Below are 14,521 nucleotides of genomic sequence, written 5' to 3'. Positions count from 1 at the left end.
TATGCTCACCCTTTTTTGTTCTATGTATAAGTATATAGTATCCCCTATTGAAAGCAATCACTCCCGCGCATCGAGAGAAAGGTGTGACGATGATCATGCAACAAGAACATAAAGAAGAAATCATTTACGATGAAGAAAAGTTGCAAGAGACTTTGGCCGGTTTGAATATTAGAGAGTTCCGTGAAGAATATTTCATGCTTCACCCATACGACCGGGCGAAGTTTTATGAGAAAGTAGGTCCGGAACTCCGAAGAATTATTTACCAATATTTATCTCCGAAGGAATTGGCGGAAATTTTCGAGACGAGTGAGATTGCGGAAGACGAATATCGCGAGTATCTCCGAGAAATGGATACGACGTATGCAGCTGACATGATTTCCTATATGTTCGTTGATAACGCGGTCGATGTCTTGAACGAATTAGACAAATCGCAAGTCGTCAGCTATTTAACCTTAATGAAGAAAGAAGCAGCTGCCGAAATTAAGGCCTTGCTGCATTATGAGGAATATACGGCCGGATCTATCATGACGACGGAGTACGTCACGGTGCCGGAAAATTCCACTGTCCGTTCTGCCATGACCATTTTGCGTAACGAAGCACCGGGTGCGGAAACCATTTATTATGTATTCGTTGTAAATGATGATAATCATTTGACGGGTGTCGTCTCACTTCGTGATCTGATCATTGCGGATGAGGATGCGCTTATCAGTTCCATCATGAGCGAGCGGGTCGTGAATGTTCTCGTTTCCGAGGACCAGGAAGAAGTTGCACGAATGATCAAGGACTATAACTTATTGGCTATGCCTGTCGTCGATTTCCAAAATCATATTTTGGGGATTATCACCGTTGACGATATCATCGATGTGTTGGATGAAGAAGCATCTGATGACTATTCAAAACTTGCTGCGGTCTCAAATATGGATACATTTGATAAGAATTCCTTTTCGGCTGCGAAAAAGCGATTGCCATGGCTCCTTATTCTCCTTGTGCTAGGGATGTTAACCGCTAATTTGATCGATTTATTCACAGAGACGATTTCGAAAGTGGCGTTGCTTGCCGCTTTCATTCCTTTGATTGCCGGAACAGCGGGGAACAGTGGGACTCAAGCGCTTGCCGTAGCGGTACGCGGGATTGCGACGCGAGATGTCGAAGACGAAAGTAAATTTAAACTGTTGCTTCGGGAAGCGGGGACCGGTTTGATTACCGGATTACTATGTGCACTTTTCGTGGTAGCTCTCATCTACGTATGGAAACATCAATTCATCATCGGTCTTCTCGTCGGAGCGGCAATCTTCGTTTCCATTTTCGTGGCGACCATTTCAGGCTCTTTCATCCCTTTATTCATGCATAAAATGAAAATCGACCCAGCAGTCGCATCGGGTCCATTTATCACCACATTGAACGATGTGATCAGTATCATTATCTATTTAGGACTGGCCACACTTTTCCTCGGCGATCTATAACGCCGAGGGTTTTTTGTACAATCGAGTAGGCGTGAACCAGTAAGAAACCGGGCGCATATACTACTTTTAAAAAAGGATGTGCTGTCGAGTGCAAAATGAACCATTGCTGTTCATCCAAGCGCCGCCGGTTTATATCAGAATTACATTTACAGATGAGGAGGACATCCGGGAATTGGAAGAGAGTACGTCCATTTTTTACTCGCGGTCGGAGGAGCACTCCGAGGAACTTATAAATAAGGATTTGGAAAAGGAGGCGTTACCTGAAGAGGAGGTAATCGATCCGTCCATAATCCGGCGTGTTATGTACTTGGCTTCTTCATTTCCCAGGCAGATCTATAAGCCGCTGCAATTTTTATTGAGCGAGCAAACCGTGACAGGAACTATAGAGAAAATCGAGGGGAACTCTGTTTTTATTGAGTTGGAGGGTGAGGATAAACAGGTGATCGCCATAGAACTACATGAAATTGAAGACATTCTTTGGAGAGGGACCTCTTTTCAGGAGGTATGACAAGTTGGCGGAGCGGATATTCCCGTTCTGCTTTTTTGTATGTAAATAATCTTAAAAGAATGCCCGCCAGCTGGGCTGGTCGGGCAAATGAGCATTGCAGGTCAGCTCTTAAAAATCGTCGCAATCAATGAAAATATCTTTAACACACTGAATTGCACAGAAGCACTTCAAGTCGACGGTAATACAGGATCCTGTCGGTTCAAAGTTTTCGACTCTGCAGATTTCCTCGAGGTCAATCTTTCCGTGTTTTGTGATGTCTACCGGATCCCCATCCCGATCAAGCGGTTCGAGTACTTGTAATGTAGCACAGCAGTTGTCAAAAACGTTCTGCACTCTAAAGAAGACAGAGATACAGTTATTGTGACGATGGCGTCCATCGGATTCTCCACCTACACCATCAGAGTGTCCACCGTGTCCACCGTGTCCTCGGCGTCTGCGGCGTTCCCGTTTGAACAACGCCTTGAACAAGTCACCTTTGTCATTTGAAAGGGTGAACACCCGTGTATTGGCCCGTTGACGAGCCGGGCTTACGATGCTTCCGAGCGGACTCGTAAAGCAGTCGGATGCGCAATCGTCGCAGTCCCGATCATCGCGAAGATCTTGCACGCGCTTAATCGCCCGTACGACTTCACAAATACAGTTATCATGTCTGCGAACTCCTCCAACATCCTCATTTTTTCCACAACCCATTCATTCCACCTCCTTTTTCTCAATTCCCTATACTTTATGCAGCGTTTCAGCGTGTGTAAGGGCAGACATACCGGTTTTGAATAAAGTTGCTGCGGAAAAGGCATACTGTGAAAAAAAGTGGAGGGGACGCCTATCCGCAAGCTGATAATCGCATTTTCCCTACTCGTTTTCCTGTCGGGTTGTACTGGAAATGGCATCCGGATTTATAATGAAACGGATGAAGACAGTTCGAAGGCGGAAGAGTTGTTCAAGAAAGACGAACGGCTCATGTCAGTCAGTGCGCTGTTCTATGAGGAACAGTTGTTAACTGGCGTGCGGGTCGATACATTCTCCCGGTTCCGCAAAGGGAAAATAGAGAAGGAATTGAAAAAGAAGTTGGAAAAGTTATATCCCGACATGGATATCACCGTATCGGCTGACAGCAAGATCTTATATGAAGCGACGAAATTGATTAACGAGAGTGATCAAAAAGACATTGGCAAGAAAATAGATGACCTAAAATCTTTATTAAAGGAAGAGACCTGATGAATGAAGAAAAGTACGCGAAACTTGAAAATGAGAAATCACCCGCAACCCCTTTGATGAAAAACTTGTTCAAAGCTTTTCTTACAGGTGGTCTCATTTGCTTGGTCGGTCAGCTTGTCTCCCTCTTTTATATTATGTTTTTTGACTTTACGGAGCGAACCGCAAGCAATCCGACTGTGGCAACGATGATTTTCTTCGCCATGCTACTAACCGGGTTTGGGCAATATAAGAAAATCGGACAATTTGGTGGGGCGGGGAGCGCCGTGCCAATCACGGGATTTGGCAACGCGGTCATTTCGTCAGCGATCGAACATAAAACTGAAGGCTATGTTCTCGGGGTTGGTGGGAATATGTTCAAGCTGGCCGGTTCTGTCATTCTTTTCGGCGTATTTTCCGCATTCCTCGTTGCTTTAATCAAGACCATTCTTGTCAAACTGGGGGTCGTTTCATGGTGAAACGCGGGGTCCTGACATTCCGAACATCCCCCAGTCTAGCGGCGACAGGCGTAACAGCAGGTCCCTTGGAAATGAAAAAAAGCCCTTTTGCAGATCGATTCGACAAGGGGTATGATGACGAACGCTGCGGGCTAAAGACCAATGAACATGCCCATGCCAAGATGATGGAAGATGCGTCCATGATTGCGTTGAGTAAATTGGATTTAATACCGACCGACGTCGATTTTTTATTGACAGGCGACTTGGTCAATCAAATGACACCATCGAGTTTTTGTGCGACGACATTGGGAATTCCGTATTTGGGTCTCTTTTCCGCCTGTGCCACCTCCGTCTCTTCCATCATCACAGCTGCCGTGCTAACTGAAATGGGCATGTCAAATTGCGCATTGGCAGGGTCTTCCAGCCATCATAATGCAATCGAAAGGCAATTCCGCTATCCGATCGAATATGGAGTCCAAAAGGCGGAAACGGCACAATGGACGGCGACTGTAGCGGGAGTTGCTGCAATTACCCCTCAGAAAGCGGGTTATCCGAGTGTGGAGAAAGCTACGATTGGATGCGCGATCGATCTTGGCATGACAGACCCCTTGAATATGGGCGCTGCGATGGCACCAGCCGCTTCCAACACACTCGTCCGGCATTTACAGGGACATGACATGAAAGCTGCCGACTATGATTTAATCATGACAGGGGATCTAGGGAAAACCGGCTTCGAATTATACAAGACGTTGGCGGGGAATCATAGTATCGAAATCACGCCAAATTTTAGGGATGCAGGCTCGGAGTTTTATGGAAATGACTCCTCATTCCTGGCAGGGGCGAGCGGCTCTGGCTGTTCTGCTGCTGTGTATTTTTCCGAAGTGCATGAAAACATGATGAAAGGCAAGTTGAAACGAGTTCTCCTCATTGCAACAGGTGCTTTATTATCCCCATTATCGTACCAACAAGGAGATACCATTCCGTGCATTGCACACGCTGTTGAATTAACGATGAAATGAGTGGATCGGATGCTATCAATTTATCTCACCGCATTTATCGTCGGGGGGCTGATTTGCGTTATCGGCCAGTTGCTATTCGATGTAGCAAAACTGACACCTGCACATACACTATGTCTACTCGTCGTAGTCGGTTCAATCATGGATGGGTTCGGACTATACGAACCGTTTATCGATTTCGCCGGGGCAGGCGCCACGATTCCGATTACTTCATTCGGCAATGCCTTGACCCATGGTGCCATGGCGGAAGCGGAAAAGCATGGTTTGATCGGAGTTGTGACGGGCATGTTCGAAGTAACGAGCTCCGGAATCAGTTCTGCCATCATTTTTGGTTTTATCGCGGCTATCCTCTTTAAACCGAAAGGGAATATCTGACTCACTATTATATTCATGGCATAATTAATTTCATTTAATTGTGCCATTGCCCCCTCCTTCCTTTCCGCACCGCATAGTATATGTGGAAGGGAAGGAGGGATTTTCATGTTTGGATGCTATCCGTATGGCGGCGTGCAAGGTGCATATGGAAGGGGAGGCTATAATTATGGCGGTTCCACTTTCGTCCTAATCGTTGTCCTCTTTATCCTACTTATCATTGTAGGAAAAAGTTTCTATTAAGAGGAAAACGGACGCTGGTCAGGCCAACAGATAACGGAACCGTTAGCCGACGAATTGTCGGCAACGGTCCTTTTCCACCTCCTCAAAAATGGAATGGAAAGAAAGGAGTTTACCAAATGAATGATTCGTTTTTCCGGAAAATCGAATCCAAGACAGGTGTCCCGATGGAAGAAGTGTTTGCTTTAGCAAATGCAATTCAATTCGCGGATTTCAGCGATGAGCGCCAAGTGAGGAAAATCGTAAGGAAAGTGGGGAAGCTGGCCAAAAAAGATGTGCCTGCGCATGTGGAAGACGAGCTGGTCAAATCCATATTGAGCAATGGAAAATCAGTGAATCTCACAGATATACAAGATATGCTTGGTAAATAATGCAGGAAAACTTAGGCAATAAATAGAATAATCAATATAATAGGTTTCGTACACTAGAAAAACGGATATAGATAGAAAGGATCTACACATAAAATGGGGAAGAGGTGTGCGCCATGGGATATATCATACCGTATCAACCAATCCAATCACAGATTTATGCGAATCGGATGGAAAACGAAGAGAAACGGTTCACGTATATCGAACGAGTCGAAAAAGTGGAACTCGAACCTGATTTTTCTGAACAATTAACAGGGAAAATTGTACGGGAAGAAGAATTGAAAGACGAGGAAGAGCCAGTGACTCGATCAGCCCCTCCACCGTACCAGGGCTTCATCCATCCAAACCCTGTCAATCTATCTCCGGCCATTTCACAAGTGATCGGAAAAGGGATGTCCATCAATTTATATGTATGACCCATACCCATATACAGGACGCCGCCGTAGTTCCATTTACCGGAATGGTTAATGGAGCTAAGCCGGCGCCCTGGCATGAGGACGAATAAAGGTCCGGATGCTTTTCTAGCATCCGGACCTTTATATCTCGTATTATAGTGCTCAGTTTGTAGGAACAGAATCATGGACGGGACCTTTTCCCTCTTGCCCGACAATAGGTTTTTCCATTGCCCGGTGAGGGATGTCCGCGTCCATGAATTCCGGGGATGTGATGATATAGCCCAATTTTTCATAGAAAGGAATGGCATATGATTGTGCGTTCAGGATGATTTTCTTCATGCCTGTCACTGCTGCATGCTGTTCAAGGGCTTCCATTACCAGTTTTCCCAGCCTTTTGCCCCGATGTTCCGCCAATACACAGACCCGCTCCACTTTTCCGATGGAATCGCCGATCTCCCTGATTCTACCTGCGCCAATCGCCGTCATTCCTTCATAGACGACGAAATGGCTTGCAGATTCATCATGCTCATCCAGTTCCAAGTTGAGGGGTACTCCTTGCTCTTCCACAAACACTTTTCTTCTGACAGCAAACGCATCTTCTTGCTCAATAGGCGAAGCTGCAAACTTGACCGTCACCAATGTCACTCATCCTCATCGAGACGGAATGTCTCATACACCGTCCAAGAACCATTTTCAAGTTGGTAGAGGAGGTGGATGCGATCAATGATCTCACTATTATCTACTCCGGTCATCTTCATTTGGCCGATAATATCATCATGTTCTCCGGAAGAAAGTTTTTGAGCGATTGTAATATGCGGAACAAATTTAAATTCAGGTTCTTCTCCGAAGAAATTATAATTTAAATCTTTATGCAGTGCGAGTAGTTCGTCATTCGCTTCAACTTTAAAATAAATTGTATTCGTAACTGGTGCGAATGTACTTACTTTGGAGACATTCAATTCAAAGGGACTGTGTTTTATCGTCACTTGTTTCAATGCCTTCGCGACCTCATTGATTTCATGATCTTCTGCATCGAACACTTCTTTTAATGTCAAATGCGGAGGAATCAGTGCATAATGCGGATCGTACCGCTTCCGATAGGCATTTGCAAGATCTTGGAGTTTTTTGGATGGAAACGCAACAATTCCATATTTCATAATGAAGCCCTCCTTGTAGGAATGTTTAGTATAGACAATCTAATTTCGATTATACCAGATATACTGATGGATGTCTGTATGGGGAATTACTCGCTGAATGCCATTTGGACTGCACGCCTGACGTCGGGCTGCCAATACTTCCACGTATGGTCCCCTTTGAACTCTTCATAATAGTATGGAATTCCTTTCGCGTCGATAATCTCTTTCATTTTCCGGTTAGGAGTTAAGAAATCTTGTATCCCATCCACCGTTGTCTTCACTTCGGTTTCTCCCTCACCGATAACATGGTAAATGAAAAAACGGGAAGGATCCTTTACAGCTTCCACGGTATGAAGGACACTTTCATCTACGTAAGGGGAATGAAGGAGCACTTTTCCGAATATATTAGGGTACTTCAACGCAGTCAAAAGTGAAATGGTGGCAGCGAGCGAATCCCCGATCAGCCCTCGACTGTTGCCTACTTGATTGGTCGGATAATTGGCATCGATATAGGGGACCAATTCATGGGCGAGAAATCGGATATAGGCCTGATGGCGGTCGCCTTCCGGATGATATAGGCGTCGCCGCTCAGCAACACTTTTATAAGGAACACCGACAACGATAACATTTTCAATCTCGCCTTCATCCAACAGTTCGTCCACAACCCGTCCGATCCGGCCATACTGGAAATAGTCTTTCCCGTCTGAAGCAATCAATACGGAGTAGGTGAAGAGCGGGGTATAATTATGTGGCAAGTGGATGAGCAGTTGCATTTCCTCATCCAACTCTTTACTGTATAATGAAATATCTTCAATTTTTCCATAATTCATGTTCCATTCCTCCTAGTATATCCAATACTATCGGAATTGTAACACAAAGAATGGGGCAGGCATAATGGTTGTATTGTGAGACGCATGACAAATAAAGGGGTTGACTACTATGTTTGATACATCAAAGATTGTCCATTCAAAAGTTGTGACAGAAGCAACGAAACAGGCTTTGCTCCGACGTGGAGTGACAGTGAAAGATATTGCGATGATCGTGTTCGAAATGCAGGTGCCATACAATGCAGAATTGAAAATGGATGACTGCATCAACGCCGTGGAAAGCGTGCTCCGGAAACGGGAACTTCAACACGCGATCCTGGTCGGCATTGAATTGGATGAGCTAGCGGAGAAGAAAATGCTTTCGGCGCCACTCCAACAAATTGTAGAAGCGGATGAAGGGCTATTTGGGGTGGATGAGACGATTGCTCTCGGTGCCGTTTTTACATACGGTTCAATCGCCGTGACAACATTCGGTCATTTGGATAAAAACAAGATTGGAATCATTAACGAATTGGATACCAATAAAGGAAACGGTATCCATACATTCCTGGATGATCTGATTGCCAGCATTGCAGCTTGCGCAGCGTCCAGAACAGCACATAGGACACGTGACCTGCAAGAGGCAGAAGCGCTTCTGCAAGATGTGGAACAGGAAGAAATGGAAATAGAAAAAATGGAATGATGACAAAGAGACTGAATGGGTTGAAAGTTGCACCCATTCAGTCTCTTTTCTTTCTAAATGAATGATGGGATTATACTTAAAAAAATGTAGATTTCTATAAAAATAATTTAAAAAACCAATTGGACAATTAATCTTATAACGGATATAATTGCTTATGTTCAGTTTCTAAAAATAGAGACACTTGGAATTGTCTGAATTCAAAAGTGCTTAGAAAGGAGTATGACATGATTTCATTTGAAAACGTCAATAAGTACTATGGGGATTTTCATGTACTCAAAGATATTAATGTGAGAATGAAAGATGGGGAAGTGGTCGTTGTCATCGGACCATCCGGTTCCGGGAAAAGTACCTTGCTCCGTTGTATTAACAAATTGGAAGCGATTACAGAAGGGACTTTAACGGTCAATAATACGGTAGTCAATGCGAAAAGTACGGATATTAATAAATTAAGGCGCAATATCGGCATGGTGTTCCAACATTTTAACCTGTACCCGCATAAGACAGTCCTCGAAAACATCACCCTCGCCCCGATCAATGTCCTGAAGCAATCTGCGGAAGAAGCGAAGAAAACGGCAATGTACTACTTGGAGAAAGTGGGAATTCCGGATAAGGCGTCTTCTTATCCATCGCAGTTATCAGGCGGGCAGCAACAGCGGGTGGCGATTGCCAGAGGATTGGCGATGAAGCCGGAGATCATGCTGTTTGATGAGCCGACCTCGGCACTTGATCCTGAAATGGTCGGAGAAGTATTGGATGTTATGAAAACGCTTGCACAAGAAGGAATGACGATGGTTGTCGTGACACATGAAATGGGGTTTGCCAAAGAAGTGGGCGATCGTATCGTGTTTATGGACCAAGGACGCATTCTCGAAGAGGCAAAACCGGTCGAGTTTTTTGCGAGTCCGAAAGAAGAACGGGCGCGACTATTCCTCAGCCGTATATTAAATCATTAAAAGAAAAAGGAGATGTTGACTATGTTGAAATCAAAGAAACTGTTGTTACTTGCTCTAACAGCTATCCTGTCAATCATTCTATTGGCAGCATGCGGTACGGACAAGAAAGAAGAAGGAAGCACGAGCGGTAGTGACGCGGGAGGGTCAAGCGGTTCCGAAACAGCAGGAAACGCTCTGGAAACGATTAAAGAGCGTGATAAATTCGTTGTTGGAGTTAAATATGACACGAAATTATTCGGCTTGAAAAATCCATCTTCAGGAGAAGTGGAAGGTTTTGATATCGATATCGCCAAACAATTGGCGAAAGCGATCCTAGGCGATGAAAGTAAAATCGAGTTGGTCGAAGTAACATCGAAAACGAGAATGCCATTATTGAATAAAGGTGACATTGATGCCATCGTCGCGACGATGACTATCACGGAAGAGCGGAAAAAAGAAGTAGACTTCACAGACGTTTATTTCGAAGCGGGACAATCTCTCCTTGTTAAAAAAGGGAGCCCAATCAAGAGCATTGAAGATTTAAATTCCAAAACTACGGTTCTTGCAGTTAAAGGTTCCACATCTACAGATAATATCCGGGAAGCAGCTCCGGAAGCACCAGTTCTTGAATTCGAAAACTATGCGGAGGCATTCACTGCACTAAAAGCGGGCCAAGGGGACACGTTGACAACAGATAACTCCATCCTTCTTGGAATGGCTTCGGAAGATGACAATTATGAATTGGTTGGCGGTACTTTTACAGATGAGCCTTATGGAATTGCAGTGAAAAAAGGCGAAACAGAATTATTAGAAGCATTGAATGCAGCACTGAAGGAATTAAAGGAAAACGGCGAGTATGACAAAATCTACGACACTTGGTTGAATGTAGAGTAATTCTGCCAGTCAGTCATTATCAATGATATCAGGGTGAGCAATAATGCTCATCCTGATTAAGTTAAGCGAGGTGGAATTTCATTGGACTTTTCGATTTTGACAAATTATTTCGGAATGTTCATGGAGGGGTTTAAGGTGACCCTCATTGCCAGTCTGATAGCCCTAGTGGCCAGTTTTATCATCGGAGCGATCATCGCGGTGATGCGGATTACGACGATTGCGCCATTGCGTTGGTTCGGTGCAGCCTATACGGAATTTTTCCGAAATATTCCGCTTGTCATTATTGCCTTTTTCTTCTTTATAGGCACTCCGACGCTAGGCATCCGTTTTTCGGGGTTGACGGCGGGGGCGATCGCACTATCGGTCTATACATCCGCTTTTATTGCGGAGGCGATCCGGTCGGGTATCCTGTCGGTTCCGAAAGGACAGTTAGAGGCAGCCCGGTCATCCGGCTTGACGTATATCCAGGCGATGCGCATGATCGTCTTGCCGCAAGCGGTGAAGATCGTGATCCCGCCGATTGGCAATCAGTTCATCAACTTGGTGAAAAACTCATCCATTCTGGCGCTGATCGCGGGTGGGGATCTTATGTATCAAGCCGATCTAATTTCGGCTAAGACGTATATCGTGTTTGATGTGTATATTTTTGTTGCGCTATTCTATTTAGCTATTACGATTCCATTGAGTTTAGGCGTTGGGTATTTAGAAAAACGCCTAGCCAAGAGCCATTAAGGAGGTGTCATGATGGATTTCGTCGGAGCGTTTTCTCCAGACAACTTGAAGTTTTTGATGGAAGGCTTCATGGTCACACTAAAAGTGGCGTTTATCTCCATTCTCTTCAGTTTTATCATCGGTGGATTGGTCGGTACGTTACGCTTTTCAAAGGTTCCGGTTCTATCACAAGTATTAGCCGTAATCGTTGAAACGATCCGGAACTTGCCGCTCCTCCTCATTATACTTTTCACGTATTTTGCACTTCCCGAATTGGGGATCAATTTAAGCATCACCGTTTCGGCTATCGTGGCACTAACTGTGTTCGAGTCGGCCATGATTGCGGAAATCGTACGCGGCGGCCTGAACTCAATCGAGAAGGGTCAAATGGAAGCGGCACGGTCGTCGGGACTTACATATGTCCAGTCATTGCGGACAGTGATTTTACCACAAGCGTTGAGAAGAATGGTGCCGAACTTGGTGAGCCAGTTCATTTCCTTGCTGAAGGATACGTCGCTCGCCATCATCATCGCATTGCCGGAATTGCTGCATCACGCCAAAATTATACAAGGCCAAAGTTCGAAATTCGTCATTCCGATTTTCCTTCTCATTTCATTGATGTATTTCGTCGTCAACTACGCCCTCTCAATCTTGGCAAAACGTCTCGAACTCAAGCGAGCATAGCAACAAAACCTGGATCCTCCTTATTCGAGATTCAGGTTTTTTGTTTGGGGTGAATAAAGAGCAAACTTTGCTATCGGGTTGGGAGGAGAGCGTGGGAATTTAGGTTTATCCATGGTCACAAGGGGGCGCCCATATTTCCGCACAAGCGCTCATAAAAATGAATTCGCGCCCATATTTTCCGCTGAGCGCTCATAAATCCAGCTGCGCGCTCATATTTCGCTACAACCGCTCATAAGTAACGAAGGGGCGATCATAACTCTTGAGAAGCGCTCATAACGAAGATAAGTGGATCAAGTTCGCTCCAACTTCATGACGTGATAAGGCAACCTGACAACGTTCCCCGCATGTTTTATCAATGATTTGCTACCACAATAGAAATTCTCGAAAAAACTTTTTCAAAAAGTGTTGACTTCCCTTGCAGACTTGCTATAATAGAACTTGTCCAGTAGAGAAACACATAAGATTTTCTCCCGATTCCGTAGCTCAGCTGGGAGAGCGCCACCTTGACAGGGTGGAGGTCGCTGGTTCGAGCCCAGTCGGAATCATAGGGTGCCAAACCCATAGGAAGGTTGTCGGAACAACAACCTTCTCCAAAGACAGACCTATTAGGCCGGATGCCTAGGGTCTGTTTTTTTGTGTTGGCAGTCATGTGGTAAAGTAGTGTTATATAAATTCAATAAATTCCAATTCCACGAAAGGGTGATTGCTGAATGAAATACTTCGCTGTTTTTTTACCAATGTTACATCAAGAAAAAAGCCAGGAATATCGCGCTCAACATCTTCAATATTTAGAGCAAAAGCGCCAAGAAGGAAAGATATTTGCCAACGGACGGTTTGTGGATAATACGGGGGGATTGATCATCTATCAAGTAAAATCCTTTGATGAAGTCGAACAAATTGTCCAACTTGATCCTTATGTTATTCATGGGGCCAGAGGGTATGAGATACACGAATGGGAAATGGTCAGCGGGACTTGATTACCGTTCTGTGAATAAAGTCCGAGGAATCCTGCAGAAAAACAGGATTCCTCTTTTGATTCTTATAACCCCTTCGTCTGCCCGCCGTCTATAAGAATCGATTGGCCGGTGAGGTAGGTGTTGGCGTCCGATGCGAGGAAAACGACGAGCTTCGCCAATTCCCCTGGATTGCCGTAGCGGCCAAGGGGGATCGCTTTGCTAGCCTTTTCTCTGATTTCCGCGACAGTGTTCCCGAGTTTGACGGATGTTGCTTCGTCGATTTCCTGAACTCGATCCGTATCGAACCGTCCGGGGCCGACCGTGTTGATGAGGATGTTGTCTTTCGCCAGCTCGGTCGCCAAAGTTTTCGCGAGGCCGTTCACGCCATTCCGGAATGTGTTCGATAAGATCAGGTTATCGATGGGCTGCTTGATGGATGTCGAGGTGATGTTAATGATTTTCCCGCTTTGCTGCTTTCGCATAAGCGGAAGCACTTCACGGATGGTCCGTACGTAGCTCAACAAAGTCAGTTCGAAGGCGTGCTGCCACTCTTCGTCATCAAAGTCGTCGAACGTCCCGCCGGGGGGCCCGCCGGTATTATTGACTAGGACGTCGACCGTTCCGAACCGGGATACTATCTCCGCAATGAGCGCTTTGATATCGTTCGGACGTGTCAAGTCGCATGCGAACGTAGCTACCTCGGAACCCGTTGCTTCCCGGATTTCTTCCGCTGCCTGCTTCAGTCCCTCTTCGCTTCGACTCGTGATCATGACGTTGGCGCCTTCCTGCGCAAACTGGAGCGCTGTCGCCTTCCCGAGCCCTTTGCTTGAGGCGAGGACTAAAACGGATTTTCCCTGTAATCCTAATTCCATGCCAGTTCCCTCCCTAAATTTTTCAGCAATTCAAAATAACGTCCCTGCCATTATACGACACCCGGGAAGGAAGTGGGGGAATGAGAAACGGCTTTTCCAATGATTCATTGGAAAAGCCGAATTTCATTTTAATGTCCTTAGTTCCTTTCAATCAACGATTTCAAACCTCTAATCATAGTATCTGTTAAGTCTTGTGCAACTTCTGGTAGATTTCGATCATCTGTAGTTATACACCAATAATAAATTGCCCCTAGCATTGTTTGATTCATCATCATTACTAGATCTTCCACTCGCCGGGAAGAACCGGCAGGCAGCATACTCTTAATTTCTTCGGCAAAAGAAATGAATATGCGTGTGAGTTCCCGGTCTTTATTTAAAAAATAAGTATGTTCCTTTGAGGTAAGTGCGGAACTATAAATTACTTTCAATAAGTCTTTTCCCATTTGATCATTCAAATAGGAAAATGCCTTGTTGTTAAACATGGACAACTTTTCAAACACGTCCATATTTTTTGGCAGGGATTCTATTACTTCAGCATAATAGGCATCCGCTTCTAAGAATTTGGCTAAAAATATGGATGATTTTGAAGAAAAATGCTGATAAAAAGACCCTTTCGATGTTTCGCTTTTTTTACAGATTTCATCGACCGTTACTTTATCATAGCCTTTATCAGCAAATAATTTTAATGCCGTTTCCAATATTTTTTTTTGTGTCTTTTTTCCTCTGCGTTGTTTATTTCCTTCTTCAATCAAAAAAATCACTCCAATTTATTGTTGACAGAATCTTCGCCCTTGAATTACAATCAGACTACAGTCT

21 protein-coding genes and 1 tRNA gene are annotated in these 14,521 nt (G+C 44.8%); 16 read left to right on the top strand and 6 right to left on the bottom strand.

Translation table 11 applies throughout. From position 1 onward, the window contains the following. Positions 1-89: 89 nt before the first annotated feature. Both mgtE and AB1K83_RS02465 read left to right on the top strand, forming a co-directional pair. The gene (gene mgtE / locus AB1K83_RS02470; RefSeq protein ID WP_413056561.1) at positions 90-1,463 is read left to right on the top strand and encodes a magnesium transporter; all 1,374 of its coding nucleotides are present in this window, start codon (positions 90-92) and stop codon (positions 1,461-1,463) included. A gap of 88 nt (positions 1,464-1,551) precedes the next feature. Next, on the top strand, positions 1,552-1,971 hold the full coding sequence (locus tag AB1K83_RS02465; protein ID WP_413056560.1) for a hypothetical protein: 420 nt from the start codon (positions 1,552-1,554) through the stop codon (positions 1,969-1,971). Positions 1,972-2,079: 108 nt separating this feature from the next. Here AB1K83_RS02465 and AB1K83_RS02460 read toward each other — a convergent pair whose 3' ends face one another. Further along, positions 2,080-2,661: a CotY/CotZ family spore coat protein gene (locus tag AB1K83_RS02460; RefSeq protein WP_413056559.1), complete on the bottom strand. Its 582-nt coding sequence runs from the start codon at positions 2,659-2,661 to the stop codon at positions 2,080-2,082. A 117-nt stretch (positions 2,662-2,778) separates the two neighbouring features. Between AB1K83_RS02460 and AB1K83_RS02455 the strand changes: the two genes are divergently transcribed. The 7 genes from AB1K83_RS02455 to AB1K83_RS02425 all read left to right on the top strand — a co-directional run bounded on the left by AB1K83_RS02455 (position 2,779) and on the right by AB1K83_RS02425 (position 6,032). Continuing rightward, positions 2,779-3,186: a hypothetical protein gene (locus AB1K83_RS02455; RefSeq protein ID WP_413056558.1), complete on the top strand. Its 408-nt coding sequence runs from the start codon at positions 2,779-2,781 to the stop codon at positions 3,184-3,186. Continuing rightward, positions 3,186-3,641, top strand: a complete 456-nt coding sequence (gene spoVAC / locus AB1K83_RS02450; protein WP_413056557.1) for a stage V sporulation protein AC — start codon at positions 3,186-3,188, stop codon at positions 3,639-3,641. The genes AB1K83_RS02455 and spoVAC overlap by 1 nt, the downstream gene beginning before the upstream one ends. Then, the gene (locus tag AB1K83_RS02445; protein ID WP_413056556.1) at positions 3,635-4,639 is read left to right on the top strand and encodes a stage V sporulation protein AD; all 1,005 of its coding nucleotides are present in this window, start codon (positions 3,635-3,637) and stop codon (positions 4,637-4,639) included. The genes spoVAC and AB1K83_RS02445 overlap by 7 nt, the downstream gene beginning before the upstream one ends. A gap of 9 nt (positions 4,640-4,648) precedes the next feature. Beyond that, positions 4,649-5,011 (top strand): stage V sporulation protein AE, encoded by a 363-nt coding sequence (gene spoVAE, locus AB1K83_RS02440; protein WP_413056555.1) that lies wholly within the window; start codon positions 4,649-4,651, stop codon positions 5,009-5,011. Positions 5,012-5,116: 105 nt separating this feature from the next. Beyond that, complete coding sequence (locus AB1K83_RS02435) at positions 5,117-5,251, top strand: YjcZ family sporulation protein (protein ID WP_413056554.1); 135 nt, start codon at positions 5,117-5,119, stop codon at positions 5,249-5,251. Positions 5,252-5,367: 116 nt separating this feature from the next. Beyond that, positions 5,368-5,619: a stage VI sporulation protein F gene (locus AB1K83_RS02430; protein WP_413056553.1), complete on the top strand. Its 252-nt coding sequence runs from the start codon at positions 5,368-5,370 to the stop codon at positions 5,617-5,619. A gap of 113 nt (positions 5,620-5,732) precedes the next feature. Next, positions 5,733-6,032: a hypothetical protein gene (locus AB1K83_RS02425; protein ID WP_413056552.1), complete on the top strand. Its 300-nt coding sequence runs from the start codon at positions 5,733-5,735 to the stop codon at positions 6,030-6,032. A 141-nt stretch (positions 6,033-6,173) separates the two neighbouring features. Here AB1K83_RS02425 and AB1K83_RS02420 read toward each other — a convergent pair whose 3' ends face one another. The 3 genes from AB1K83_RS02420 to AB1K83_RS02410 form a co-directional block, all read right to left on the bottom strand. Next, a complete protein-coding gene (locus AB1K83_RS02420; protein WP_413056551.1) occupies positions 6,174-6,650 on the bottom strand; it encodes a GNAT family N-acetyltransferase in 477 nt (158 codons plus the stop codon). Positions 6,651-6,652: 2 nt separating this feature from the next. Continuing rightward, positions 6,653-7,168: a YjcG family protein gene (locus AB1K83_RS02415; RefSeq protein ID WP_413056550.1), complete on the bottom strand. Its 516-nt coding sequence runs from the start codon at positions 7,166-7,168 to the stop codon at positions 6,653-6,655. A gap of 86 nt (positions 7,169-7,254) precedes the next feature. Next, entirely contained in the window at positions 7,255-7,977 is a 723-nt protein-coding gene (locus AB1K83_RS02410; RefSeq protein ID WP_413056549.1) for an esterase family protein, read from the bottom strand. A gap of 109 nt (positions 7,978-8,086) precedes the next feature. Here AB1K83_RS02410 and AB1K83_RS02405 point away from each other — a divergent pair, with 109 nt between their 5' ends. The 7 genes from AB1K83_RS02405 to AB1K83_RS02375 all read left to right on the top strand — a co-directional run bounded on the left by AB1K83_RS02405 (position 8,087) and on the right by AB1K83_RS02375 (position 12,854). Beyond that, complete coding sequence (locus AB1K83_RS02405; protein ID WP_413056548.1) at positions 8,087-8,656, top strand: phosphatidylglycerophosphatase A; 570 nt, start codon at positions 8,087-8,089, stop codon at positions 8,654-8,656. Positions 8,657-8,880: 224 nt separating this feature from the next. Next, positions 8,881-9,609 (top strand): amino acid ABC transporter ATP-binding protein, encoded by a 729-nt coding sequence (locus AB1K83_RS02400; protein WP_413056547.1) that lies wholly within the window; start codon positions 8,881-8,883, stop codon positions 9,607-9,609. Between the two features lie 21 nt (positions 9,610-9,630). Further along, positions 9,631-10,482 (top strand): transporter substrate-binding domain-containing protein, encoded by an 852-nt coding sequence (locus tag AB1K83_RS02395; protein WP_413056546.1) that lies wholly within the window; start codon positions 9,631-9,633, stop codon positions 10,480-10,482. A gap of 114 nt (positions 10,483-10,596) precedes the next feature. Beyond that, positions 10,597-11,214, top strand: coding sequence for an amino acid ABC transporter permease (locus AB1K83_RS02390; protein WP_413056609.1), 618 nt, complete (start codon positions 10,597-10,599; stop codon positions 11,212-11,214). A 12-nt stretch (positions 11,215-11,226) separates the two neighbouring features. Next, positions 11,227-11,877, top strand: a complete 651-nt coding sequence (locus AB1K83_RS02385) for an amino acid ABC transporter permease (protein ID WP_413056545.1) — start codon at positions 11,227-11,229, stop codon at positions 11,875-11,877. 472 nt (positions 11,878-12,349) lie between these two features. After that, positions 12,350-12,422: transfer RNA gene (locus AB1K83_RS02380), tRNA-Val, on the top strand. A 165-nt stretch (positions 12,423-12,587) separates the two neighbouring features. Further along, positions 12,588-12,854, top strand: coding sequence for a YciI family protein (locus AB1K83_RS02375; protein ID WP_413056544.1), 267 nt, complete (start codon positions 12,588-12,590; stop codon positions 12,852-12,854). A 62-nt stretch (positions 12,855-12,916) separates the two neighbouring features. On the opposite strand, the gene AB1K83_RS02370 is transcribed toward AB1K83_RS02375, so the two are convergent. Beyond that, the gene (locus AB1K83_RS02370; protein WP_413056543.1) at positions 12,917-13,705 is read right to left on the bottom strand and encodes an SDR family oxidoreductase; all 789 of its coding nucleotides are present in this window, start codon (positions 13,703-13,705) and stop codon (positions 12,917-12,919) included. 137 nt (positions 13,706-13,842) lie between these two features. Then, positions 13,843-14,457: a TetR/AcrR family transcriptional regulator gene (locus tag AB1K83_RS02365; protein ID WP_413056542.1), complete on the bottom strand. Its 615-nt coding sequence runs from the start codon at positions 14,455-14,457 to the stop codon at positions 13,843-13,845. Positions 14,458-14,521 lie beyond the last annotated feature (64 nt).

The sequence above is a fragment of the Sporosarcina sp. 179-K 3D1 HS genome (genome assembly GCF_047228905.1).
In the GTDB taxonomy this organism is placed as follows: Bacteria; Bacillota; Bacilli; order Bacillales_A; family Planococcaceae; genus Sporosarcina.
Note: the sequence above shows the minus strand (reverse complement) of the source record. Positions and strands in the feature narration are given on the sequence as shown.